Origin of the sequence: Wenjunlia tyrosinilytica (assembly GCF_014646055.1) — a bacterium.
GTDB classification, from domain to species: domain Bacteria; phylum Actinomycetota; class Actinomycetes; order Streptomycetales; family Streptomycetaceae; genus Wenjunlia; species Wenjunlia tyrosinilytica.
Genome location: NZ_BMMS01000030.1, coordinates 37,412 through 60,129 on the forward strand (window position 1 = coordinate 37,412; position 22,718 = coordinate 60,129).

The 22,718-nt window shown below is 69.4% G+C and carries 13 protein-coding genes and 1 pseudogene; 3 read left to right on the forward strand and 11 right to left on the reverse strand.

The window, feature by feature from the left end:
* Positions 1-14: 14 nt before the first annotated feature.
* On the reverse strand, positions 15-2,192 hold the full coding sequence (gene pabB / locus IEY86_RS28080) for an aminodeoxychorismate synthase component I (RefSeq protein WP_189134685.1): 2,178 nt from the start codon (positions 2,190-2,192) through the stop codon (positions 15-17).
* A gap of 56 nt (positions 2,193-2,248) precedes the next feature.
* Positions 2,249-2,917 (reverse strand): putative antibiotic biosynthesis monooxygenase, encoded by a 669-nt coding sequence (locus IEY86_RS28085; RefSeq protein WP_189134686.1) that lies wholly within the window; start codon positions 2,915-2,917, stop codon positions 2,249-2,251.
* Between the two features lie 363 nt (positions 2,918-3,280).
* Between IEY86_RS28085 and IEY86_RS28090 the strand changes: the two genes are divergently transcribed.
* Positions 3,281-4,063 (forward strand): DUF3050 domain-containing protein, encoded by a 783-nt coding sequence (locus tag IEY86_RS28090; protein ID WP_189134687.1) that lies wholly within the window; start codon positions 3,281-3,283, stop codon positions 4,061-4,063.
* 789 nt (positions 4,064-4,852) lie between these two features.
* On the opposite strand, the gene IEY86_RS28095 is transcribed toward IEY86_RS28090, so the two are convergent.
* The 3 genes from IEY86_RS28095 to IEY86_RS28105 all read right to left on the reverse strand — a co-directional run bounded on the left by IEY86_RS28095 (position 4,853) and on the right by IEY86_RS28105 (position 7,113).
* A complete protein-coding gene (locus IEY86_RS28095) occupies positions 4,853-6,244 on the reverse strand; it encodes a glycosyltransferase family 4 protein (RefSeq protein WP_189134688.1) in 1,392 nt (463 codons plus the stop codon).
* 57 nt (positions 6,245-6,301) lie between these two features.
* Positions 6,302-6,709 (reverse strand): DUF4913 domain-containing protein, encoded by a 408-nt coding sequence (locus IEY86_RS28100; RefSeq protein WP_189134689.1) that lies wholly within the window; start codon positions 6,707-6,709, stop codon positions 6,302-6,304.
* 98 nt (positions 6,710-6,807) lie between these two features.
* Positions 6,808-7,113 (reverse strand): hypothetical protein, encoded by a 306-nt coding sequence (locus tag IEY86_RS28105; RefSeq protein WP_189134690.1) that lies wholly within the window; start codon positions 7,111-7,113, stop codon positions 6,808-6,810.
* A 691-nt stretch (positions 7,114-7,804) separates the two neighbouring features.
* Here IEY86_RS28105 and IEY86_RS28110 point away from each other — a divergent pair.
* Positions 7,805-8,185, forward strand: coding sequence for a VOC family protein (locus IEY86_RS28110; RefSeq protein WP_189134717.1), 381 nt, complete (start codon positions 7,805-7,807; stop codon positions 8,183-8,185).
* A gap of 632 nt (positions 8,186-8,817) precedes the next feature.
* Here the strand turns inward: IEY86_RS28110 and IEY86_RS28115 are convergent.
* The 4 genes from IEY86_RS28115 to IEY86_RS28130 all read right to left on the reverse strand — a co-directional run bounded on the left by IEY86_RS28115 (position 8,818) and on the right by IEY86_RS28130 (position 18,825).
* On the reverse strand, positions 8,818-11,928 hold the full coding sequence (locus IEY86_RS28115) for an alpha-N-acetylglucosaminidase TIM-barrel domain-containing protein (protein ID WP_189134691.1): 3,111 nt from the start codon (positions 11,926-11,928) through the stop codon (positions 8,818-8,820).
* A 104-nt stretch (positions 11,929-12,032) separates the two neighbouring features.
* On the reverse strand, positions 12,033-13,892 hold the full coding sequence (locus IEY86_RS28120; protein WP_189134692.1) for a DUF4091 domain-containing protein: 1,860 nt from the start codon (positions 13,890-13,892) through the stop codon (positions 12,033-12,035).
* A 189-nt stretch (positions 13,893-14,081) separates the two neighbouring features.
* Positions 14,082-17,075: a TIM-barrel domain-containing protein gene (locus tag IEY86_RS28125; RefSeq protein WP_189134693.1), complete on the reverse strand. Its 2,994-nt coding sequence runs from the start codon at positions 17,073-17,075 to the stop codon at positions 14,082-14,084.
* A 739-nt stretch (positions 17,076-17,814) separates the two neighbouring features.
* Positions 17,815-18,825 carry a zinc metalloprotease gene (locus IEY86_RS28130; protein ID WP_189134694.1) on the reverse strand — a complete coding sequence of 337 codons (1,011 nt, stop codon included), beginning with the start codon at positions 18,823-18,825 and terminating at the stop codon, positions 17,815-17,817.
* A gap of 593 nt (positions 18,826-19,418) precedes the next feature.
* Here IEY86_RS28130 and IEY86_RS28135 point away from each other — a divergent pair.
* Entirely contained in the window at positions 19,419-20,957 is a 1,539-nt protein-coding gene (locus tag IEY86_RS28135) for a carboxylesterase/lipase family protein (RefSeq protein ID WP_189134695.1), read from the forward strand.
* Positions 20,958-21,404: 447 nt separating this feature from the next.
* On the opposite strand, the pseudogene IEY86_RS28140 reads toward IEY86_RS28135, so the two are convergent.
* Positions 21,405-21,632: pseudogene (locus IEY86_RS28140) on the reverse strand (hypothetical protein); the annotation flags it as partial.
* 470 nt (positions 21,633-22,102) lie between these two features.
* Entirely contained in the window at positions 22,103-22,615 is a 513-nt protein-coding gene (locus tag IEY86_RS28145) for a TetR/AcrR family transcriptional regulator (protein WP_229698820.1), read from the reverse strand.
* Positions 22,616-22,718: the final 103 nt, after the last annotated feature.

A 22,718-nucleotide genomic window follows, 5' to 3' on the forward strand; every position in this document is an offset into this window, starting at 1 on the left:
GGGCGGGGTCGTCGTCATCGGACCGGCTCCTCTGCCAGGGGTGCCGCGGGCACGGCGTCCGGGACGGCCGTGCGGTCCATGTGGTCGCGGTAGGCGCGCATCGGGGCGGCGGTCTTGAGCAGCATCTCGTCGTACTCGGCAGCGGGGTCCGAGCCGAGGACGATCGCACCGCCCGCCCCGAGGCGCATCCCGCCGTCACCGCGGCCGCTGATCACGGCGGTGCGGATGACGATGTTGAGGTCCGCGGCTCCGTTGCAGCTGAGATAGCCGATGGCGCCGGAGTAGACGCCGCGCGCCTCGGTCTCCAGCGAGTCGATGATCTCCAGCGTCCGCAGCTTCGGTGCTCCCGTCATCGAACCGCCGGGGAAGCAGGCGCGAACACAGTCCACCGCGTCCGTGTCCTCGCGCAGCCGTCCTTCGACGGTGGAGACCAACTGGTGCACGGTGGCATAGGCCTCGGTCGCCATCAGCCGGGGAACCCGTACCGTCCCCGTCTCGCAGACCCTGCCCAGGTCATTGCGGAGCAGATCGACGATGATCAGATTTTCGGCCCGGGTCTTGGCGTCGGTGGTGAGCGACGCCCGAAGGAGCGCGTCCTCCTCCGGCCGCGCGCCGCGCGGCGCGGTGCCCTTGATGGGCTTGGCCTGGGCGATGCCGTCCCGGGTGATGCGGAGGAAGCGCTCGGGGGACGAGCAGGCCACTTCGACGTCATCCCGGAACTTCAGATAGGCCGCGTAGGGCGCCGGGTTGCAGCGGCGCAGCAACCGGTAGAAGTCGAATGCGTCGCGCGGCGCGGGCAGCCGGGCGGTGTTGGTGAGACAGATCTCGTAGCTGACGCCGGCCGTCAGCTCACGCTTGCAGGCTTCGACGTCGGCCAGATACGTCGTACGGTCGCGGACCAGCCAGGGTTCGGCGGCGTCGATGTCCCCTGCGCCGACCGGCGGCGGTGGCGCGGCCTCGGTAGCGGGCGGTATGAACCTCAGCTGGGTGATCGCGCTGTCGAGCCAGTCGGTGGCCTCCCGCAACCCCCGCGGGGTGTCCTCGGCGACGCAGACGGCATAGGTGGCCCCCTCCTGGTGGTCCACAGCGATCAGCCGGTCGGCGAAGAGCCAGCAGGCGTCAGGGGTTTCGGCCCGGTGGCGGTTGGGCGAGCCGCAGTCGGCCTTCAGTTCGTAGCCGAAGTAGCCGACATAGCCCCCGGTGAAGTCGAAGGGCAGCTCGGAGGCGTCCACCTCGCGCTGGGCCAACTGCCGCTTCAGATAGTCGAAGACGCTGCCCCGGACCCGCCGGACGGGCTGCCCGGTCCGCTCGACCTCGCAGCCTCCCGCCTGGACGTCGTAACGTACGAACTCGGCCAGCGGGCCGGTACCGTCCCCGAAGAAGGAGAAACGGGACTGGCCGGACTCGACCCGGGAACTGTCCAGCCAGAACGCCCGGGGCGCGTCGGCGCACATCCAGGTGAAGGCCGCTTCGGTGTCGACGTGGGTGTCGATCACCCTGGTGTGCAGCCGGTAGCCGCGTCGGCGGGGCCCCGGATCGGCCGTACTCCGCGCCCTGCCCGTCGTGCTCCGCCGTGCCCCGTCCCCTGTACGGTCCCGGCTGCCGGACCGTATCCGGTCCCGAGTAAGGTCCCGGAAGTTCGAGAGCATCAGCGGGCCGTACTCGGTGAGGACGGACTCGGGATGGAATTGCACCCCCCACAGCGGGCGGCTGCGGTGCCGCAGGCCCATCAGCACGCCGTCCTCGGCCCAGGCGGTCCCCTCCAGACCCGGCGGCAGCGGACCCTGCACGGACAGTGAGTGGTAGCGGACCGCGGTGAAGTTCTGGGGCAGCCCGCGGAACAGATCCCGGCCGTCGTGGGTGATCGTGGAGAGATACCCGTGCCGGGGCTGCGGCGCGGCCGCGACCCGGGCCTGCTCACCGACCGCGATGCCCTGATGCCCGAGACACACGCCCAGCACCGGGATGCCGGACCGGGCCAGCAGCGCGGTGCCGATGCCGAAATCGCGCGGTTCGGACGGATGGCCCGGCCCGGGGGACACCACGACGTTGTCGAAATTCCGGAGATCCAGGTCGGAGCCGGCCGGCGCGTCATTGAGGACCACCACCGGTTCCTCGCCGTTGACCTCGGCGATCAGCTGGAACAGGTTGTACGTGTACGAGTCGTAATTGTCGATGAGTAGAGTCTTCACCCGGCCCATCTCCCTTTCGTCTTTTCTGGCGCGTAGTGGTCTACCGGCCCTGGGCCTTATGTGGCGCGCCGCTTGTGCCGCCCCCGGAGCGCTTGGAGCGGCGGGTGGAGCCATGTCTTGAAAAAGCGTTGCAAACGCGGCATGAGTACCCATGTGACAAGAGCTGTCACGCACAGGCACAGCAACAGGGTGCGGATGAGGGCGTTCAGTCCCCCGATATAGGGGATTACTGCCAGATTGAATACGAGCACCGATGGGAAGACGGCGCTCATATTCACGAACCATAGCTTCCATTTCGGTGGTGGCGATGGAGCTGAAGGCCGCGCGGGCGGAGGCTGTGACGGCTGCCGATCCGGTGTCTCCGTCCGCTCCGGTGCGCCTGCCGGAACGGGCGGCGACGGATGGTCGAACCAGTTGCTGGGGCCGCGTGTCATCCGCCGCCCGGCGTCCCGCGCGAACCGATTCGCATGTGCCTCCCACCGCAGCCGGGCGAGGGAGTACTCCCAGGCCAGTGCGGACTCCTCACTGTCGAAGAGGTGGACGACACGCCATTCCGATCCGGTCTCTCCGGGGGCTCGGGTGGTGAGGATGCCGCCGCCGAGTGATCCCGGCGGCCGGCCTGCCGCACCGAGCACCGCCATGGCCCAGGAGCGAAAATCGTTCTCGCGACCGGGCTCCACACGGTAGGTGGCAGTGACCGCAACGGTGACGGATTCCTCATGCACTCGGTCTGCGACCTCCTCCGTTCCAGCCCTGTTCCACGAAGCGGGATGTCGGTGAGTACGACGGGGTCGTATCGGCCGTTCAAGCGGTGCTGAGACTTTTTTGCGCTTCCCTGAGGCTGGCTTGGATTCAGCCCTCTGGCCTGCGCAGAGACTGGAACGAGGGGCTCTCGCGTCACACTTCCGTAAGAATTTGAGGAGATCCATTGGATGTCCGCTGTGCGCACTTTGGGGGAATTAGGACTTTTCTTCGGGGTGGAATCCTTGGAATGGGTTGTCGAATGTGCCGAGGGCGTTGCAGTATCGACCCGAGCACCTCGTGAATAGCTGGATCAGTAGGATCGGGAAAATGAAAGAAGGGCAGCCATGTCCAGGTATGACTGGGGCCTGGCCCATGAGGGCATCGAGCGTACGCATGCCGCCATTGCATCGGTCCGGACGGCAGTGACCGCCCACCCGATTTACCGCCGGATAGGCACCCGGGCGGAGATGGCGACGTTCATGGAGCACCATGTCTTCGCCGTGTGGGACTTCATGTCGCTGTTGAAGTCCCTTCAGCGGAACCTGACCTGCGTGGACGTTCCCTGGGTGCCGCGCGGGTCTGCCGTGAGCCGGCGGTTGATCAACGACATCGTGCTGGTGGAGGAGAGCGACGAATTGGCCGGCGGTTTCACCAGCCATTTCGAGCTCTACCGGGCCGGTATGACCGAGGCGGGAGCAGACACCACGCGGATCGACGCCTTCCTCGCCCTCCTCACCGAGGGGAAGGATGTCCCGGAGGCGCTGCGCGCCGCCCAAGTGGCGGCGCCTGCGGCCGAGTTCGTCCACACGACGTTCGGGATCATCGCCGACGGCCCGCCGCACTGCCGGGCGGCAGCCTTCGCCTTCGCCCGCGAGGACCTCATCCCCGAGATGTTCGACCAGGTGATCAAGGGGGAGGGAAACGCCGACCGGTTCCCCGTCTTCTGCGACTACTTGGCGCGTCACATCGAGGTGGACGGCGAGGAGCACACCCCCATGGCCATGCAGATGGTCACGGACCTCTGCGGCGACGACGCCACACGGTGGGAGCAGGCCGCCGACACGGTGATACTCGCGCTGGAGGCGCGGGCACGCCTCTGGGACGGCATCATGTCAGCCATGGTCTGACCGCGGTCCTGCCCCGCCCTTCCTCGGGCTGCGGCATCGGCTTCGGCTTCGGGTCCGCCTCCGCCTGTCGACTCCGGCGCCTCGCGCAGTGGGCGAATGCCCGTCAGTACGCCGGCACGAAGGCGTCCCGCTTCCACCGGGCCGTCGTCACCGGACGATCCCGGGCGGTGGCCCGCCGGACGCAGACCGGCTCGTCCTGGGCAAGGGCGGTGGTGACACGGGTGCGCGGGTGGTGCTGTTCTGCCCGCAAAGGGCGGGCGTCGCGATCCTCGAGTGCCGCGTCGCCGACGAGCCGCGGCCCCGACCGGTGCTGGAGTGAAGGCAGGGGGTGGCGGCCGGATCCAGCCCACGCAGGAAATCCGCAAGCATCCGGTCGGCGGGCAATCTCGAACCCGTGCTGCGGATCCACCGCTTGTCGGGGCAACGGTGCCCCGAGGTTTCCGCCGGCCGGGCGACCCGGTCGGCACACTCGGCCGCCGAGCGCACGCGCTCCCCGCAGATCGTCACAGGGCGTCGCCCGTCCTGCTGCCCGGCTCGGTGCAGCGCCTGAGTCAGGTACATCCGATGTGTCCCTTGATCGGCGGCCGGACCGGCCGGGTGGGACGGGGAGGGGCCGTGCCAGCCGGAGGCTTCACCGAGGGCGGTGAGCTGGTCGGCGTGGGGCGCGCGCTGCGCGGACTGCTGCCGGACACCGGGCCGGGTACGCCTGCGCGCCGCTGCTGCTCCCGCGCACCCGGACCGGTGCCCGCGTCGGCCGGACCGGCCCACACTCCCGTCGGGCCGTTCCGCTCAGAGCACCGACGGTTTGGCAGTGGACTGGGGGGATCCCTGCACGGGGGCCGCCGGCGGCTGGTTGTTCACCGACTGCCCCGTGGTGAGGTTCGGCGCGGTGAGGCTCGCGGCATCGGCTATGAACTTCACCTGGCCGGACTGCAGTTGCTTCGAGCCGCGCACGTTGCCGTCCTTGGCCGCCATTCCCGCTTCGACCAGGGCCGTCCCGGCGTTCTCCCAGGTGTAGTTCTTCAGCACGTTGTGCAGTTCATAGGCGCCGACCTTGCGGTCCGCCCAGTTGTCCGCGACCTTCCCGATGGCGTCCGCCCAAGCGATGTGCCGCTGCGAGGCATCCTCGGGTGTCATGACCACGCTGTCCCTGCCGAGGTGGGCCGCACCGCGGTCGGGGTCCTGGAGGAACTTGGCCGCGCCACTGTCCCGGTTCACCAGGATCGGAATGCAGTGCGCGGCGGCCTCGGTGGCGACCAGGCCGAAGCCCTCGGTCTTGGACGGCATGATCACCACATGGTTGGCGTGCATGTCGTTGACAAGGTCCTGCTTGTCCTTGGTGAAGGGCCTGACGGTGACCCTTCCCGCTCCGCCGGCGAGCTTGTCCGCTTCGGCCTGCGTCTCGTTCAGCTTGTCCGGGTTCGCGCCGCGGATGGTGAGATGCACGTTCCTGCCGCCGTCGTTGAGATGCTTCACCGCTGCCAGGGCGTCGCCGCCCCCCTTCATGTGGTCATCCATGCGCCCCATCAGCAGAACGTTGAGCTGTTCCTTCGGCGAGGGCGGGATGAAGGTCTGGACCGTTTCGCCACCGGGCATGAGATCGTGCCAGCTCTTGGCCTGCGCGGTCATCCGCTGAATCCGCCGGATGTCCTCGGTAAGTGCTCCGCCGACACCGACACCGACGGGGGCCTCGCTGAGAATTCGCTTCTCGATCTCCACCTTGGCCAGGCCTGCCTCCGTCCGCATCTGAACCATGGCCGAGTCCTTCGGATCGGTGATCTTGGCCTGCTCCAGCTTCTCGGGAGAGGTGTGGAGAAAGTTCATGTGCACGGCGTCCGGATACCAGGCGGCCTGCATGGCCGACGCCGCGGGTCCGGAGAACCGGCTGTGTCCGATGACGATGTCGTACTGGTCGTTTCCCCTGGCCGGGAGGCCGAATTCCTGCGGATCCTGCTTCGACGCGTTGAGTATCGTCTGTATCTTGTTCTCGCCCTCCACGGGGGGAACCGTGTGAACGTTCGCATCTCCGTGGCTTTGCGGGCTGTCCGTTACATAGAGCAGGTCCACTTTGTGGTTCGGGTTTGCCGCGAGCCCCTCGGTGAGGAGCTGGTTGAACACGGGAACTCCGCCGAGCCCCATGCCACTCTCGTTGGAGACAACGAGGATGCGTGTCGGTGCCATGCCGGTTTCTCTTCTCGTCTGTGCTCGGAAGGTATTCGGTGGGGCTCAGGACCCGGATCAGCCGTCGTACACCTCGACCCGTGGCGGGTGCTTCGGTCGGTGGCTTCCGGGCTTGCAGCCCGAGAAAGGTCCCGAGGGGTCGCGCAGAAACGTCATCGCCGGTCCCAGGAAGTCCCGGTGCCACATGGCGGGCCCGTTCATGCCGGCCTTGGCGGAGGTCATTTCCTGCCATGCCATCCACAGGCCGTAGAGGTGGGCCATCGCGTCGGGGTGCTCCCACCAGCGCGGGCACCACGGGGCGCGGGACGACTCCTCTGCGGCGTAGACCGGCACCAGGAGGTTGTGCACCCAGATGGCGAGGCCGCGTTGAGCCGCCGTCAGGTCGTCACCCTGCTGGTAGAGGATGAACGGGGGTGGGCCCTGTTCCGCTTCCGCTTCCTCGCCGCCGGTGTTGTCGTCGTTCATCCGGTACGCCTCTCCTCTGTCATCCCGTCGGCCCCGTCGGGTCTGCGAGCCGGCGGTTCTTCTCAGGTGCGGACGAGTGTGCCGATCGCCTCCCGCTTCTACATGGGGGTGTCGGCCTTGTCGGTCTCGGCGTGGTATTCGTCGAACATGTTCTTCGCGGACGTCTCGACGTCGCTCGTCGACGGCCTCGGCTCGGAGATCAGGAAATCGTCGCTGGACGGTTCGGCCTCGACGGGTCCCCCATGGCTCTCAGAGATGTGGGAACGAAGTTGGGCGTACCTCTGCGAGTCGAGGGACCAACTCGTCGGTCGCGGATCGTCGGACTCCGATGTGGAAGTGCCGACGCCGTTCTTCGGCAGCGGCAGTGCTGCCGCGTCGATGACAGTCCGTTCGGTATCGGGCATGGACGTCCTTTCCCTCGGCGCGATCCTTCGGGTTCGTATGCTGCCCCGTTGGCGCGGGGTGCCCTCGAAGGATCACCACGGGGCCGTGGTGCGGAGGGTTCAACGCCCGGAGGGGATTTCCTCGGCCCTCCCACAACCCGCGGAATATCGCTGAACCAACGTCCCGGCGGACGCGAACGGAGCGATCGGCAACCCATGGGCGGCTGCCACCCGGTGCAGGAACGACCACGTCGTTTCCCCCGGGCAAGGCACCGCACGCACGCAGGACTGCTCCCACTCCGCTGCCTCCGCCCACTTCCTAAGCCCATTGCCTGGCGACTGGTGTGCCGCCAGACTCCGTCGGCGGCACGCCAGGGCGCCTTCGGACCGGAAACCAGCCCACGCTGCCCGGCGCCGGCCGGCCCGGCCAGGGATCGCCGGTCCCTTCGCCCGTGGGAGTGAGAGGAGGACATCCCCATCGACATCCCCCCATTCGGGGCGGGGACGCGGATCGGACGACGACGAAAGCCGTCCCCTCGGAGCGGCAGCGCTCAGCGCGACACGCGGCTGCCCGGACAGGGGCGGCCCTGAAAACACTTCGCCCGTGCTCGACTCGTCCGGTACGGTCGCGGGATTGTTTTCACTCCTGGGAGCCCATGCGGTTCGCGTGTGGCCTCCCCGGCAGTTTCCCGGGCTGAGAGCAGGTTTCGTTATGGCATGTCGTATCAGCGAGCTCGTGCTCGGTTGCCGCGACCCTGAGGTGCTGGCGCGGTTCTGGTGCGAGGTCCTGGACTTCGTCGTGCTCGATCGCGAGGACGACGGCTCGTTGGAGATCGGGCCGCGCGAAGGGTTCGGTGGTCCGCAGCCGACGATCATCCTCAGTCGCAGGGATGAGCCGGAGAAGGGGAAATCCCGGCTGCACATCGACGTCAACGCCACGGACCGCGATCAGGACGCCGAGCTCGAACGCCTTCTGAAGCTTGGTGCGCGCCCGGCCGACATCGGACAGACAGGGGAGGAGCAGTGGCATGTCCTGACCGACCCCGAAGGCAATGAGTTCTGCCTGCTCAGGGCCCGCCTCGACCCACTCTGATGCTCATCGGTCACGCCTCGGCACCAGATGGTGCCCAGGGTCTGCCTCGAAGTCCGGTGTGACGGGCGTGTCGTGATCGTGAAGCAAGTGAGGTCTCCGGTGGAGGGTTCATCGACCGAGAAGGACCTGAACACCGGAGACCTCGGGGCCACCCAGCGGTGACGAGGCGGCTTGACCAAACCCGGGCGAACGCGGCCGGACTGATCACCTGGGACGTCAGCGTGGACTCAACGATCGCCCGGGCGCACGAGCACGCCGCCGGCGCCCGCCGACACCCTGGGCTGCGGCAGGAGCGCCCGGTGGCCTCTCGGCAGAACCCGACGAGCACGCGCTGGGACGTTCCCGCGGCGCGTCGGCCACCAAGAATCACCTGGCTTGTGAACTGAGCCGGAAGGTGCTGTCCCTGGTCGAACCGCCGGGCAGCGCGGCGACTCGCCCCGGTTCCAGACCGTCCTGGACGGCATCAACGTCCCGCGCATCCCGCGCATCCCGCATCCCGCGCATCGGCGCAGGCCGACCCCGCACACGGCTGATGGTGGCGGGCAAGCCGTACGCCGTCCCAGGAGGCGTGCGGTTCGGCGGGCAGCGACGAGGGCCGCCCCCATGGGTCGGCCCTCGTCGGGGGACAAGCCCTATGCGACGGTGAAGTCCTTGAACTCGGCGATGCCGCGGGTGCCCGTCCAGCCGTTGGCCGCCGTCATGAAGACACCGATGTCCTGGGTGTCGGCGGCGCCGGACGGGGTGGCCGTGCCGACCTCGGTCCAAGTGGTGCCGTCCGTGCTGAACTCGCCCGTGTAGCTGCCACCCGAGCGGGTAAGGCGCAGATGGATCGGCGCGGCCGAGGAGCCGTTCATCGCGATCGAGTCGAACGTCCCGTTGCCGTCGGAGTCCCAGGAGAGCACACAGCCGTTGGACGGGGTCACCGACAGGTTGACGTATCCGGCGTCCCCGCTCGCGGCGAGGCGGTTGCGGACGATCAGGCCCGCGCGGGCCCAGCCACCGGTGGTGTCCTGGGAGACGACCGCGACCGTCGCGGTCGAGGTGCCCCCGAACGCGCCGGGGCGGTAGATCGCCCCGAACTCGTTGGTTCCGCCCCACAGGTCGGCTCCGGCGCCCTCGATGGCGAGCGAGCTGCCGGCGCCGCCCGACTGGCCGAAGACCGCCTCGTTGAAGGACACGGTCCGGTAGGGGTCGCGCACCCCGGTACCGGCCATCAGCCGCACCGCCGCCACGACCGAGCCGGCCGAGCGGCCGAAGGTGTAGGAGGCGGCGACCGGCACCGCGGTGACCAGGGTGCGGGCGCCCCCGGTGATGCCGACCTCGAACGTCGCCGTGAAGGTGTCCCCCGGAGCCACCGAGGCCGCCTTCGTGGCGCCGACGGGCTCGGCGGTCATACCGTCCGGCGTCTCGACCGACAGTTCGACGCCCTTGGCCGGGGCGAAGCCGTTGCGGTTGGTGAACGACACGGCGACCTTGACCGGCTGGTCCGGCGTCACCGACACATGGTCGGCGGACGCGGTCAGCGCGACCTGGTGCGGGTCGGCGGCCAAGGCGGCCAGCACCTGCTCGGCCAGCTTGTGGATGTCGCCTTCGGCCTTCGTCGGATAGGTGTCGTGCCGGTGCGCCCAGCGGTCCTCGATCTCGAACCAGTCGATGCCCGCGGGCGGCCGGCCTGTCGCGAGCGCGTCGGCCAGCTCGTGGAAGTAGGTGTTCCAGCGGGTGCGGTAGAGGCCGCCGACGAGCCCGGCCCACTCCCGGTTGGCGTAGTCGTGCAGCCCCTGCTCGCTGCTGGTCCGCCCACCCCAGGTGGTGATGATGGACCGGGCGTCGTACTCCAGCCGGTCCTTCTCGACGGGGGTGGCGCCCCAGGAGCGGGCGTCCGCCAGCCAGCGCCCGAGCAGGTGCTGCTCGCTGGTGGCCAGCACCTTGTCCATCAGCGTCATCCAGCTCAGCCAGGTCCCGGTGAGCTCGGCGAACCGCTTGCGGTCACCGGCGTCGTAGGCCGACTTGATCTGCGGCAGCAGGATCCTGCCGCGGTTGGAGAGCACCTGGCGGGTGACGTCGGTGAGGTCGTACCGGTAGGCCGAGCTGCCGCGCAGCTCGGGCGCGACCCTGACCAGTTCGGCGAGCGCCCTGTCGAACGCCACGGTGTCGTAGCGCTCCGCCCCGGGGCTCCACGACGCGGCCTTCGTGGCGCTCAGGCTCGGCCGTGCCGCGAACAGCCCGTCCGCCGCCTCGCTCCACGAGTCCTCGCGGGTCGTTCCGTACGCGGTCTCCCGGATCACCTTCCAGGCCGCTGCGGCGTGCCGGTCCTTGCCGCCGTACCGTGAGGTCGCGTACGAGGTGAACCAGTCGTCGAGGCCGATGGTGCCGGGGGTCCAGGCCAGTTCGGTGAACAGGGCCATCGCGGCGGGGTTGTTGTCGGCTCCCTCGGGCATCATCGCGATGCCCGCCAGTGCGCTGTCCTTCTTGTCCCTCCAGCGCGGGTAGAGGCTGACCCAGTCGGGGGTGTTGGCGCCGATGGGGGTGTGCCCGCCGAAGTTCCAGATGCTGCCGAACGCGTACGGGGTGCCGCCCCAGTCGCTCTCCCGGTCCGTGACCGAGGGGTAGCGGTCCGAGAGCCCGTCGACTACGAGCATTCCGCTCTTGTCGACGGCGTCCAGGATCTCCTTGCGGGGGTTGCCCTGCCAGCCCAGGATCGCCCAGACCGCCCTCGGGTGGGCGGAGCGCAGGGCTGCCTCGACGGTCCTGGCGGCTTCGCCGACGGGCACGTCGCCGGGCTTGCCGCCCTCGTGGAGCAGGTCCATCTTGTACATCGTGCTGTCACCGAAACGCTCCCGCTGGTGCCGGTAGAAGGAGCGGGCGACCTTGGCGAAGACCGGGGTGCGCGGGTCGAGCCAGTCCGGGCGCTGGAAGGCGCCCCAGTCGCCCTGTTCGACCACCGAGGCGCCGGGGTTCTTGGCGGCGAAGCCGTCCGGCACCGTGCCGTAGTAGCCCGGCAGCACCGGGGTCATCCCGAGCTCCCGCACCCTGGTGACGATCTTCTCGGCGAGGGCGGCACGCCGGTCGATCAGCTGTTTGGACACCGGGCCGCCGAACCCGGACATGTTCTGCAGCAGCCACCACGGCTGGTGCGACGGGGCGGGGATCCACGACCTCATCTCGGCGTCGGAGTAGCCGAACTCGCGGAAGGTGTCGTAGTAGACGGCATCCGCGCCGATGTAGACGAGGACGGCGTTGATGCCGTGCAGCGCGAGCACGTCGATCTCGCGCTCCCAGGCCCGCCATCCCCGGTAGGCGCCGGTGTAGCCGTCGTTGGTGTCGTTGAGTGCGAACCGGTGGCGTACGTTCGCCGTTCCCTTGATCTCTCGGGTGGGGCCCGGGAGCAGCCCGGGCAGGTCGAGCTGTTCGCCGTTCCAGGAGATGTCGGCCTCGGCCACCTGGGTGAGGTAGGTGTTGAAGCCGGTGAGCAGCACGGCGGGGCTGGTGCCCTCCACCGTGATGTGCCCTCTGCGGCCGGTGACCCGGAAGCGGTCGCCGCCCTTGGGGCTGACGGCGCGCAGTTCGACCTGCCGGTGGTGGCCGGGCACCAGCCGCCGCAGGGCCGCGGCGGCGGGAGCCGTGTCGAAGGAGTCGGAGGTGTCTGCCCACGCGTCCTGCGGGGGAGCCAGGAGCACCGCGCCGCCGATGGCGCCCGCGCCGGTCAGCACCCGTCTGCGGGTGACGCCGTTGCTGTCGTGCATGAATTTCCTTTCCGAGCGGATGGCGCGGCCATGAGGACATGAGGACCTGGGCAGACATGTCGTCAGGTGGTCACGCGGGTCACGCGTTCAGGTGGTCCGGTGTGTCACCGGGTCAGCGCCTTGACGACGGCGGCGCGGGCGGTCTCGATGTCGGTGACGTCCTTCTTGCGGCCGTCGAGGTCCCGGGTGGCGGTGGTGAGTGCGTCGGTGAGCGCGGCGCTGTCGGTGCCGCCGTCCTTCTTCCTGAGCTGGGCGACGAGGTCGAAGTCCTCGATGCCCTCCTTCAGCTGCTCCCACCGGATGGAGGACATCGGGCCGTTCTCGCCCGGGTAGACGAGGTACTCGTCGCCCTGGCTGAAGATGTGCACCGGCTGTTTGAACGGGTCGGGCGTCCAGCTGTTGTAGGACCAGCGCAGGAAACCGTCCAGGTGCCGCCGCGCGGAGATCCAGGGCAGCATCCGGGCCTCGACCGCGGGCGAGTAGGTGAGGGTGTTGGGGTGCGCGGGCAGGCCGTATGTGTAGAAGGTGGTGATCTTCCCGGCCCTGCGCCGCTCCGCGGCCTTCTCCGGCGTCATGGCGTCGATGCCGCCCCAGTCCACGGACAGGTTGGAGGCGATGTTCTCGGTGTTGATCGATCCGGCGACGGAGATGCGCTCGTCGAAGGCCGGGACGGTCTCGTGGACGAAGTCCTTGACGACCTTCATGGTGTCGACCGGACGCTCGTCGAACGACAGCCAGGTGTGCGGCAGCCAGCCCTTCGCCTTCACGTGCGCCTCGAAGGCCGGGAGGAACGCCCCCCAGGCCTGCCGCCAGCGGGCACCGCCGAGGTCGACGTTCTCGTAGACGGTCTTGCCGGTGCGGGAGTCGGTGTAGGTCAGGTGCTCGCCGTCCTGGAAGGCCAGCATGGAGAAGGCACCGATCTCCGGGCCGACGCCGGCCCTTTTGGCGGTCGCGACATATCTGTCCCAGCGCGAGAAGTCGAAGGCGAACCTGCTGCCGTTCCATGTCCAGTCCACCATGCTCGAGTACGGCGTGGCCGTCTGCGACTGGCGGGTGCCCAGCGACCACTGGTGATGCCAGGGGTTGTCGACGATGGTGGTGTTGATGACCCGCTGGCCGCGGCCGGCCAGGTCCCGGTCGTATCGCTCGATGAGCTTCCAGTGCCGGTCGGACCAGAGCTCGACCCCGTGCGCCTGGGCGATCGTCTCCGGCTGGGCCCAAACATCGAGGAAGAACGAGGAGGTGGCGGCGTCGGGCACGGTGGCGTCCGAGACCTCGACGGTCAGCGGGTAGCTCGCCTCGGTCCTGCCGTCCGCGTCGACCTTGACGGTGCCGGTGTAGGTGCCGGGCTTGGCGTCCTTGGGGATGTGGAAGGTGAACCACAGCGGCTGCGCCGCGTACGCGGGCACATCGATGTAGGGGCGTTCTTCGAGCGGGTCGCCGACCACGTCGGGGTTGCGGTCTCCCGAGACCTCCTTGCCGGAGCTGACGTCGTCGATGGTGGCGGACCAGTCGACCTCGCTCTTGGACCGCTGGACCGGCACGTACTCGACGAACCGGACCTTCGCCGACCGGGAGGACAGCCGCGCCCCGCCCGGGCCCGTGAGATCGCCGACCCGGGCGCGGACGTTGCCGAGATCGTGGCCGGAGGCGATCGCCAGCTGTGCGGAGACCTGCTCGTTGCGCACGGCGGACAGGGACAGGGCCTTGGTGTCCTTGCCGTCGATGCTGAAGGGGTAGCGCGGGACCCGGACCTCGGCGGAGCTGCCGAACGATCCCGTGGGTACCCAGGTGATGGTGCCTCTGGTGCCCATGGCGTCGGCCACCTTGACGGTGAGCCAGGTGGTGGTGGGTTTGGAGTTGAGGTCGGTGGTGCCGGTGCCGTTGCGCGCGACCGCGACGGTGCTCGCGGCCACGACGGCCCCTGCGACGAAGGCGGCGACAACGGTGGACATACGTGCCATGGGCCGGTTCCTCGCTTCGGTACGGGGCCCGGCAGGCGGGTTGACCTGCCGGGGCCGAGGGGAGGTGCAAGGGGGCGGGCGCGGGTGTCGGCAGGCCGCTGCCGGCACGTGCGTCCAGGAGGTGGGTCCAGGACTCGGGAGCGGGGAGTCGGGTCCCGGGAGTCGGGAGGCTGGAGTCGGGACGCGTGATCAGGACGTGACCTCGAAGTCGCGGAAGTCCGCCTCCATGGTCTCGCCGGGGTAGAAGAGGTTGACCGCACTGGCCACCATCCCGGCATCACCGGTACCGGATGCCGACGGCACCTCGGCGGTGCCGACCTTCGTCCACGTCCGTCCGTCCTTACTGGCGTACGCCGTGTAGGTGGCGCCGTCGCGGGTCAGCCTCAGATGGGCCGGGTGGTAGGTGGCGCCGCCGCCGGCCCAGGTGTCGAGCCGTCCGTCGCCATTGCTGTCGGTCATGAACTCCAGGCCGTACTTGTTCGTCATGACCAGCACCGCGTAGCCGCCCTTCTCCGGTGCGGTGAGGTCGTTGGCCACGGCGATCCCGGCCTTGCCGGCGGGGGTGATGCCCTCCTGGGAGGCCACCTCGGCCTGCACGGTGGCCTTGGGACCGGCCACGTCGTCGAGGTAGACGGCGCCCTTCTCGTCCTGCCCGCCGGACAGGTCCCGCCCGCCGGCCCAGATAGCGATCTGGTCACCGGCCTGGCCGTACTTGGCGTCGGTGGTGGCTGTTGTCCTGTAGGGCGCCTTGACACTGCCCGGGACGGCCTTCACCTGCGCCTGGACAGTGTCCGAGACCTCCTTGCCGTAGTCGTACGTCACCTCGGCCGTGATGTCGTGGCTGCCCCACCGGGCCTGCTCCGCCGGAGTCACCGTCCAGTCGGTGGTCAGGGCTGCGCCGTTCTTGAGCCTGCGTGCGGTGGCCGCGGTGGTGGCCTCGGCGGTCCAGCCGTCGGGCACCTTCAGGGCCGCCTTGACGCCCAGGATCGGCCGGTCGCCCCAGTTGGCCGCCGTGGTGGTGACCTTGAACGGGGTACCGCTGCCGGTGGACGGGGAGTCCGGGCTTATCACGATGCCCGCGGCCGGCACGTCGTGGCGCTCGAGCGCCCGAACGGCCTTGCCGGCGCCCTTGGCCTTGAGGTTGACGAACGCCGGGGTGACGCCGAGCTGCGCCCCGTATCCGGTGAGCGTCGTGGGGCCGTGGATCACGGTTCCGTGGTTGACGTCGTACCAGGCGCCGGCGGGCAGGTAGACCGTGCGGGAGGCCTTGTCGGTGAGGTTGGGAGCGGCGAGCACGGCCGGGCCGAGCATCCACTCGTCGCCGACGGTGTAGCTCTTCCGGTCCTTCGGGTAGTCGAAGAACAGTGGGCGCATGATCGGGTCGCCGGTGGCCACCGTGTGCTGGACCTGGTCCCAGATGTAGGGGGCGAGCCGCTCGTGGGCCTTGATCGCCTTTTGGTAGAGGTCGATGGTCTCCTGGTCGTAGACGACTTTCTGGCCGGTGGTCACATCGTTGGTGTCCACCGGGGACGTCGAGGAGTACATCAGCGGCATCAGCGAGGCCGACTGGGCCCAGCGCACCAGCACACCCTTGGACGGGGCGGGGTGGCTGCCGGAGCCGCCGATCATGTCGGACTCGACGAACGGGTAGCCGATGGTGGAGATCGCGAGGTTCTGGGTAACGGAAGCGCGCAGGGACTCCCAGTTGGTGCCCTTGTCCACCTGCCGGGTGACGAAGCCGGCCCTGTGTCCCGTCTCGCCCCAGTGCACCCGGATGCCCGAGCCCTGAAGGTCGAACTCATCGGCGAGCTGCGCGCCGAGCCTCTGGTAGTCCGCGGCCTGGTGGCCGCTGTGCGGGGCGCAGGCGTCGTCGAAGAAGCGGGTGTCGAACTTCAGCCCGTCGATCTCGTTGTCGCTCATGAGCTTCTTGAGGTTGCCCACGTACCAGGCCTTGGCGTCCGGGTTCGCCAGGTCGATGATCCCGGCATCGCCGTTCCACCAGGTGACTTTGCACGGCTTGCTCGTGTCCTTGGCGTCCTTGAGCAGGTACCCGTGGTCGACCGCGTACTGGTAGTTGTCGGAGTCCAGGTTGATCCACAAGGTGACCCAGATGCCGAAGTCGAACCCCATCTTGTGGATCTTGGCGGACATGCCCTTGGGGTCGGGGAAGGTCTTCTTGTCGAAGGTCAGGTTCCCGTACCCGGACTCCCACTTGTCGTCGAGCTGGATGGTGTGCCCGTCCACGCCGTTCTTGTGGAGGTCGGTGGCGTAGTCGAGGAGCTTGTCCTGGTCGACATTGGTGTAGAACTGCGCCCACGAGTTCCACAGCGGCTTGGCGTACTGCTCGTAGGTGGCGTCGCTCTTGCCCGGCTTGCCGACGACGCCGACGTAGTCACGGTAGACCTCCAGCGGCGTGGACTCGACGAACACCGTCGCCTTGTAGGTGTCCGCGGACTCGACCGTGAAGCGGCCCAGGCCGTCCTTGTGCCCGTTGATGGAGACATCCATCGTCCTGCCGGTGTCGACGCGCAGACCGGTCGCGCTGGAGGTGTACCAGAACGGGTCGACCATGTGGTACGAGGACGGGCCGAACGCCTCGTCCTTGACCTCGCCGCTGTCGAGCGGCCACGGCTGGTCGGTACCGGGGCCTCCCTGCGGGGTCAGCGCCTCACCGTGCCCGTACCAGTGGCCCGCCGACGAGAGGTCGTAGGCGAGGCCGAGTCGGTCGGGGCTACCGCCTTCGACGTCCCAGTTCAGTTGGTAGCGGTCGGCCTTGGGCGTCAGGTGCGCGATGACGGTGGCACCGTCGAGCGTGGTGTCGGCGGTGAGGTTGAGGACACCCTTCTTCCATGACCAGTCGGTGACCTTTGCGGCGTGCTGCCAGCTCCCGCCGGACCTGAATCGCAGTCCGCCGGTGTCCCCAACGGCGGTGCCGAGCAGGGGCTTGCCGTCGCGAGAGGTGGTCAGTGCCAGCTTGTCGGTGGCGACATCGACCGTGTATCCGGGCGCCTCCTTCGTGGCGGGGACGGACACGGCGACGCCGTCCCCGCGCCGGGTCACCTTGATCCCGTCCGCCGAGTCGGCCTGGGCGGAGGGGGTGAGGACGGCGGAGACGGTGGGTACGAGCGCCAGGGCCAGCGCGGCGGCCAGGAGCCTGACGCGCCTGGGTGTGTGTGGGTGCACTGCTCGTCCTCTAGTCGACGGGGTTTGTGATCTACCTGTGACACTGCTGCAAGATTCTGCTCATATTCCGGCGGTAGAAGTCATGTGTCAACAGTTTAGATGCGCGAATTGGTGATCGAGCAAGAGGGCCGCGTCAGCCACCCCTGGCTGAATTGCCAACGCACATAGGGATATTGCGCCATCAGTCACCCTCGTTCTGGCCACTTCCGACGGCCGGGCAGCCGTGAGGGGCGCCTTGATAGCTGTTGCGCGCATCAAGCATCTTTCGCGCAGAACGATGCACCCCATGGATGTCGGTGTTGCCGCACGGCGACGGGAGCGACCCGGAACGTATCGGTACGGGCGAGGACGGTTGGCACACACCGCCCTCAGCGGCGCGCACTGGCAGGGGCGGGCGGGCAGTTCGTACACCGACCACGACCGCCGGATCCCGACCGTGGCCACCACCTTGGACCGCCTGCGGCGCCGAGTTCGCCGACGACCATTGAGTGCCAGGCACTCAGCGCGGGTCCCGGTCCCCGATCGGCTCGGCGCCGCCGGACAGCCTCGGGGGAACGGCCCACCAGCGGGGCACTGACACCCCTGGCGAACGCCCGAAGCGGGGTCGCCCGCAGCGGCCCCCGTCGAGGAGCCGCGCCACCGCGGCTGACGTGGACGGAGCGGGGGAGGTGATCGAGCCAGGCGGCGCCGGCCCCCGGGAGGGGACCGGCGCCGCTCGACGGACCGGGAGGCATCCGGGTCAACCGCGTCCGGCGGACTGCTTGCGGTAGGCCTTGAAGAACTTGTCCATGCGCTTGACCTGGTACTTGGTGAACTGCGTCATGCACGTGTCGTACGAGTAGTCCATGAAGTTGTGGATCGGGTCCTTGCCCGGCTCCGGGCAGGTGTCGCGGCCGGTCGGGCAGCCGGAGGCGGGGCTGGCCTCGCGGGGGGTGTCCCTGACGTAGTCGCCGATGGTGCAGCCGCCGTCGAAGGTGTGGAACAGGCCCATCCAGTGGCCGACCTCGTGCGTGGCGGTGTCGCCCTCGTTGAAGTTCGTCGACGTTCCGCCGGGCAGCGACTCGTCCAGCAGGACGACGCCGTCCATCTTCGGGTGGTCCTTGTAGTCGGTCGGGAAGGTCGCCCAGCCGAGGAGGCTGTCGAGCTTGGCGGTGTACACGTTGAGCGTGCCGGCGTTGCCCCTGTGGAGCTTGGTCTTCATGGCGCGCTCCTGCGGCGTCTCGTCGCGCAGTCCGTTGTACCAGGAGGCGTTGTCGGTGTAGTCGATCGCCTTGAGGACGAACGTGTACCGGGACTCGTAGTTGCCGGCGCCCTTGCCGCCGTAGCCGCCGTTGAGCACGGCCATCTGCTTCTCGACCTTGGCCTTGCTGAGCTTGCCCTTGTCCCCGTCGTGGATGACGTGGAAGTAGACCGGTATGGTCTCGCGGGCGTTGAGCCCCCCTGCCGCGGTGCCTGGGGCGCCGGAGCGGGTGAGCCGGCCCAGGTCCGCCTGGATGGCTCTGGTCTGCTTCGCGTTGAGCGTGTCCGGGTCGGCCTGGGGGCTGACTCCCGTCTTCACCCGGGCGTTGGCGTGCACCTGGCCGCCCGTCGGGCACAGGTGCGAACCCTTGGCGGCAACCTTGGCGAACGAGCCGGAGGTGCCGCCGAATGGGCTGCCGAGGACCGGAGTCAGCGTCAGGGCCCCGGCAACGAACGCCACGGAGAGGTACCTGCTGCGATAGCGCGGACTGTGGACGGCGCGATGTCTCATCTGCTCTCCTTGATCGGACCGACGGGCCACGGGAGGCACGCGCGCACAGCCGCGGCGGAGCCGTTCCCGTGGGCCGGACCGCCGCCGCTCCTGATGGGCCCGCTGCACGCCCACGCGAGGGAATACGCAGAAATCGCGGACTCGGTTGTCATGACCCTGAAAAATTTGCCACTGGCTGAGCGCATGAGCCTCCACCTGGCGGAGCCTCAGTTGACGCGTTCGGCGCTCCCGCCCCCTGCCGGGCGCGGCAGACCGCCGCCGCTCCTTGCCGAGGGGGTGGGCAAGTCGCACGCGAAAGGCTTCACCTCGTTCGCCGGACTGATCCTGGTGATCCTCGATGGGTGCCTTCCTCCGTCTGCTCGACCGGAACGGCGCCGGCAGGACGCCGGCCCGCGACGCTGGTGATGGCGTGGCCGGAACCCTCCCCGGTCGATGGCAATCGCTGCGCTCGTGCGCACCGCCACCCCTTCCTGCCGACTCCAGTAGCCCGGGTCAGCCGTAAATCGCTGGCGCGGCATCCAGCCGCGGTGGATGATCCGCATGGGGTCCGGGGCCGCCGCGAGCCTTCTCCTCCTGTTTGAGAGGGAGTTGTGATGACTGTTGCCGAGTCCGAGCCGTCCGGGTCCCGGCCCGAAGTCCGCGCGGCGGCCGGGAGGCTGCGCGGCGGCTGGGAGGCGGGTGTGGCGGTCTTCCGCGGCATCCCGTTCGCCGAACCCCCGGTCGGCGAGCTGCGCTTCGCCGCGCCGCGACCGGTACGGGGCTGGAGCGGCGTGCGGCAGGCCCTCTCGTTCGGCCCGCCGCCCCCGCAGGGCGGGCATTTCGGCATGGACGCGCTGTCGCAGGACGCGGCGGGCGACGACTGGCTGACGGTCAACGTCTGGTCGCCCGAGCCCGACCCGGGCGCGGGGCTGCCGGTGATGGTGTGGATCCAGGGCGGCGCCTACGTGATCGGCATGTCCGGCCTGCCCGAGTACGACGGTGGTCGGCTCGCGCGGGACGGTGGCGTGGTCGTGGTGACGTTCAACTACCGCGTGGGTATCGAGGGCTTCGCGCAGATCGAGGGGGCTCCTGCCAACCGGGGTCTGCTCGACCAGGTGGCCGCGCTCGAGTGGGTGCGCGAGAACATCCGGGCCTTCGGCGGCGACCCTGGGCGGGTCGCGGTTTTCGGCCAGTCGGCGGGTGGGGGATCGGTCGCCGCGCTGCTGGCGATGGAGCGTACGGCCGGGCTCTTCCGCCGGGCCGTCGCGCAGAGTGCGCCGGGCACCTTCTTCTCGCCGGAGCTTGCCGCGGACATCGCTGCCGCCTGCGCCGCCGAGCTGGGGCTGCGGCCCACGGTGGCCGACCTGTCCAGCGTTGCCCCGCGCCGGCTGTCCGCCGCCGCTGACAGGGTCGGCGCCGAGATGGAGCAGTGGGCGCAACGCTGGGGCCTGCCCGCGCACAGGACGATCCCCTTCTCGCCCGTCGTCGACGGCGAGGTCCTGGCCGTGACACCCTGGCAGGCCCTGACCGACGGCGCCGGCCGCGACATCGAACTCCTCGTCGGCCACACCCGCGACGAGCAGCGCCTGTTCACCGCCCTCGACGGTATGCTCGGCCAGGTGAGCGAGGAGCAGGCGGGCAACGCCCTCGATGTCTTCGCACCCGGCCCGGACGGCGCGCGCCGCTACCGCGACGCCTTCCCCGCGGCGGGCCCGGAGGAGCTGTACGAACTGGTCCATTCCGACTGGCTGTTCCGCATGCCGTCGCTCCACCTCGCCGAGGCCCAGACGGCTGCCGGCGGCCGAGCGCACCTCTACGAGCTGGCCTGGCCGGCCCCGGGCATGGGCGGCGCCCTCGGCGCCTGCCACGGCCTCGACGTGCCACTGGTCTTCGGCAACCTCGACCGCGGCCAGGCTGCCATGCTGATCGGTGAAACACCCTCCCCGCAGGCAGAGGCCCTGTCCGCCCGGATGCGCGCCGCATGGGCTTCGTTCGCCGCCCACGGTGACCCCGGCTGGCCCGCGTACGACACCGATCAGCGCCTCGTTCAGCGCTTCGACACCCGGTCGGCTGTCGCCGCCTACCCGGAAGAGCCCTCGCGCCTGATCTGGCAGAGCCACACCTTCCCCGTGCTGCCGCTGATCAGCCGGTAGCGCCGACCGACCCGGCCGGGCGGGGCCACTGGTCCTGTCCGAGTGAGGACTCGGGGAATGCCTTGGCAGCGTTGGCGCAGCGGATCGCGGCGCGTTCGCTGATGCCGCAGACGGTGGCCAGATGGCGTCCAGGAGGGTCTCGACGCGGTCCCACAGCCGCTGTGGGCCGGCTTGCTGTACCTCCCAGGCGTGCCGTGCGGGGTGATGGTGGGCGGCGGAGCCGGTTCCCGCGGCCGCAGCGCGGGGCACGGCTGCGTGGGCGTGCGGGAAGGGCCCCGGCCCCTTCCCGCACGTTGAAGTCGCGTGCCTGGCCATTGTCGCCCGGCGTCCCGGTCTTGAGTTCCGCGGCCTGACGGTGGGACGGCTGGACCGCGGTTGGGCCCGCTCGCGTTGTCCGATGCCGAGCGGACGGTGTTGCAGGGGTGCACGCGTCGTCGCCGTTCCGGCTCAGGAAGCGGACAGTTCCGCTCTGACCTGGCGTGCCGCGGTGACGAGGTTGTCGAGGGACGCGCGTGTTCCGGGCCACCCGCGTGTCTTGAGGCCGCAGTCGGGGTTGACCCACAGGCGCTCGGCGGGGATGGCTTCAAGTCCCTTGCGGAGCAGGGCGGCCGCTTCGGCGGCGTGCGGGACGCGCGGCGAGTGGATGTCGTACACGCCGGGGCCGGCCTCGCGCGGGTCCGTGACACACCTGTCCACCGGGTAGTCAGGCCGACCCGCCCTCGAGGTCACCGGATGTCCGCGCACGATCGGTCGCGCACGGGCAACGGGCCGCCGTCCACCATCCGGGCGGTGACATGGGACACGCACGACCCACGCAGGGGAGGGAGGCGGAAGGGCGCGCAAGAGCCACCACCGGCTGGTCCACGTCCTGCGAGGCAACGGGTCCATCAGTTCCGCCGTGCCACCGGGCCGCCGGGCCACCTCAACTCCGGCCGTATGGTGGAACCCCCCGCCGGTCTTGCGCCCGACCATCCCCGCCTCGACCATCCGCTGGTGACCGACACGAACGGCGTGAGCGCCCGACTGGCCCGGAACAGGCCGAACTTGGTCGGGTACGGCGGGGTCGCCGGATCGCACGCGGTCGCACTGTCCGGGTTGCCGGTCGCGCGAACTCGGCGTGGAACGCCTTACCGCGGGGCTCGCGCTCAGGGGGTGCCGAAGGACCCGCCGCCCACGGCCGGTGCGAGGTTTCCGAGCAGAGCATGCGCGAAGCAACGGTGGATCTGCTCGTTGGAGGCACCGGAGACTTCCCGGATGTACTCGACGTGGTCGACGTAGCAGCCGCGGACCGACTCGCCGATCATGGGTTCGCCCGCGCTGCAGACGGCATGCATGAGGACCATCAGGGCATCCCGCTCGCCGCCGGCCGCGTCGTACGCCGTCGCCAGGGCTCGCAGGGTCCGCTCGGGATCAGCGCCCTCCATAGTGGCGGCCGCCACTGCGACTGCCTCCCGCAGACGCGCCGAGCAGTGGTCGATCAGAGCAGCGAACAGCGTTTCCTTGTTGGGGAACAGCCGGTAAAGGTAGGACTGGGAGATACCGGCGGCCTGCGCCACGTCACTGGTGGACGTGCCGTAGTACCCGCGTTCGGCGAAGGCCTTGACCGCCGTGAGCATCACGGTGGCGCGGTGTTTTTCCGCGGTGGAACGCTGACGCATGTTCGCAGTCATGGATGGACCAAGCCCCCTCTCGCCCCTGGGCACTCGACGGAACGGGCTCGCACGGCCTCACGGACCAGGCTCACCGTGCCGCCGGCGGGCC

What these genes read in the sequence shown, in the direction of transcription:
- IEY86_RS28095 (WP_189134688.1), bottom strand. Translation starts at nt 6,244, where the DNA reads ATGGCACCGACACGCATCCTCGTTGTCTCCAACGAGAGTGGCATGGGG.
- IEY86_RS28145 (WP_229698820.1), bottom strand. Translation starts at nt 22,615, where the DNA reads ATGCGTCAGCGTTCCACCGCGGAAAAACACCGCGCCACCGTGATGCTC.
- IEY86_RS28100 (WP_189134689.1), bottom strand. Translation starts at nt 6,709, where the DNA reads ATGAACGACGACAACACCGGCGGCGAGGAAGCGGAAGCGGAACAGGGC.
- IEY86_RS28130 (WP_189134694.1), bottom strand. Translation starts at nt 18,825, where the DNA reads ATGAGACATCGCGCCGTCCACAGTCCGCGCTATCGCAGCAGGTACCTC.
- IEY86_RS28090 (WP_189134687.1), top strand. Translation starts at nt 3,281, where the DNA reads ATGTCCAGGTATGACTGGGGCCTGGCCCATGAGGGCATCGAGCGTACG.
- IEY86_RS28110 (WP_189134717.1), top strand. Translation starts at nt 7,805, where the DNA reads ATGGCATGTCGTATCAGCGAGCTCGTGCTCGGTTGCCGCGACCCTGAG.
- IEY86_RS28135 (WP_189134695.1), top strand. Translation starts at nt 19,419, where the DNA reads ATGACTGTTGCCGAGTCCGAGCCGTCCGGGTCCCGGCCCGAAGTCCGC.
- IEY86_RS28105 (WP_189134690.1), bottom strand. Translation starts at nt 7,113, where the DNA reads ATGCCCGATACCGAACGGACTGTCATCGACGCGGCAGCACTGCCGCTG.
- IEY86_RS28115 (WP_189134691.1), bottom strand. Translation starts at nt 11,928, where the DNA reads ATGCACGACAGCAACGGCGTCACCCGCAGACGGGTGCTGACCGGCGCG.
- IEY86_RS28120 (WP_189134692.1), bottom strand. Translation starts at nt 13,892, where the DNA reads ATGGCACGTATGTCCACCGTTGTCGCCGCCTTCGTCGCAGGGGCCGTC.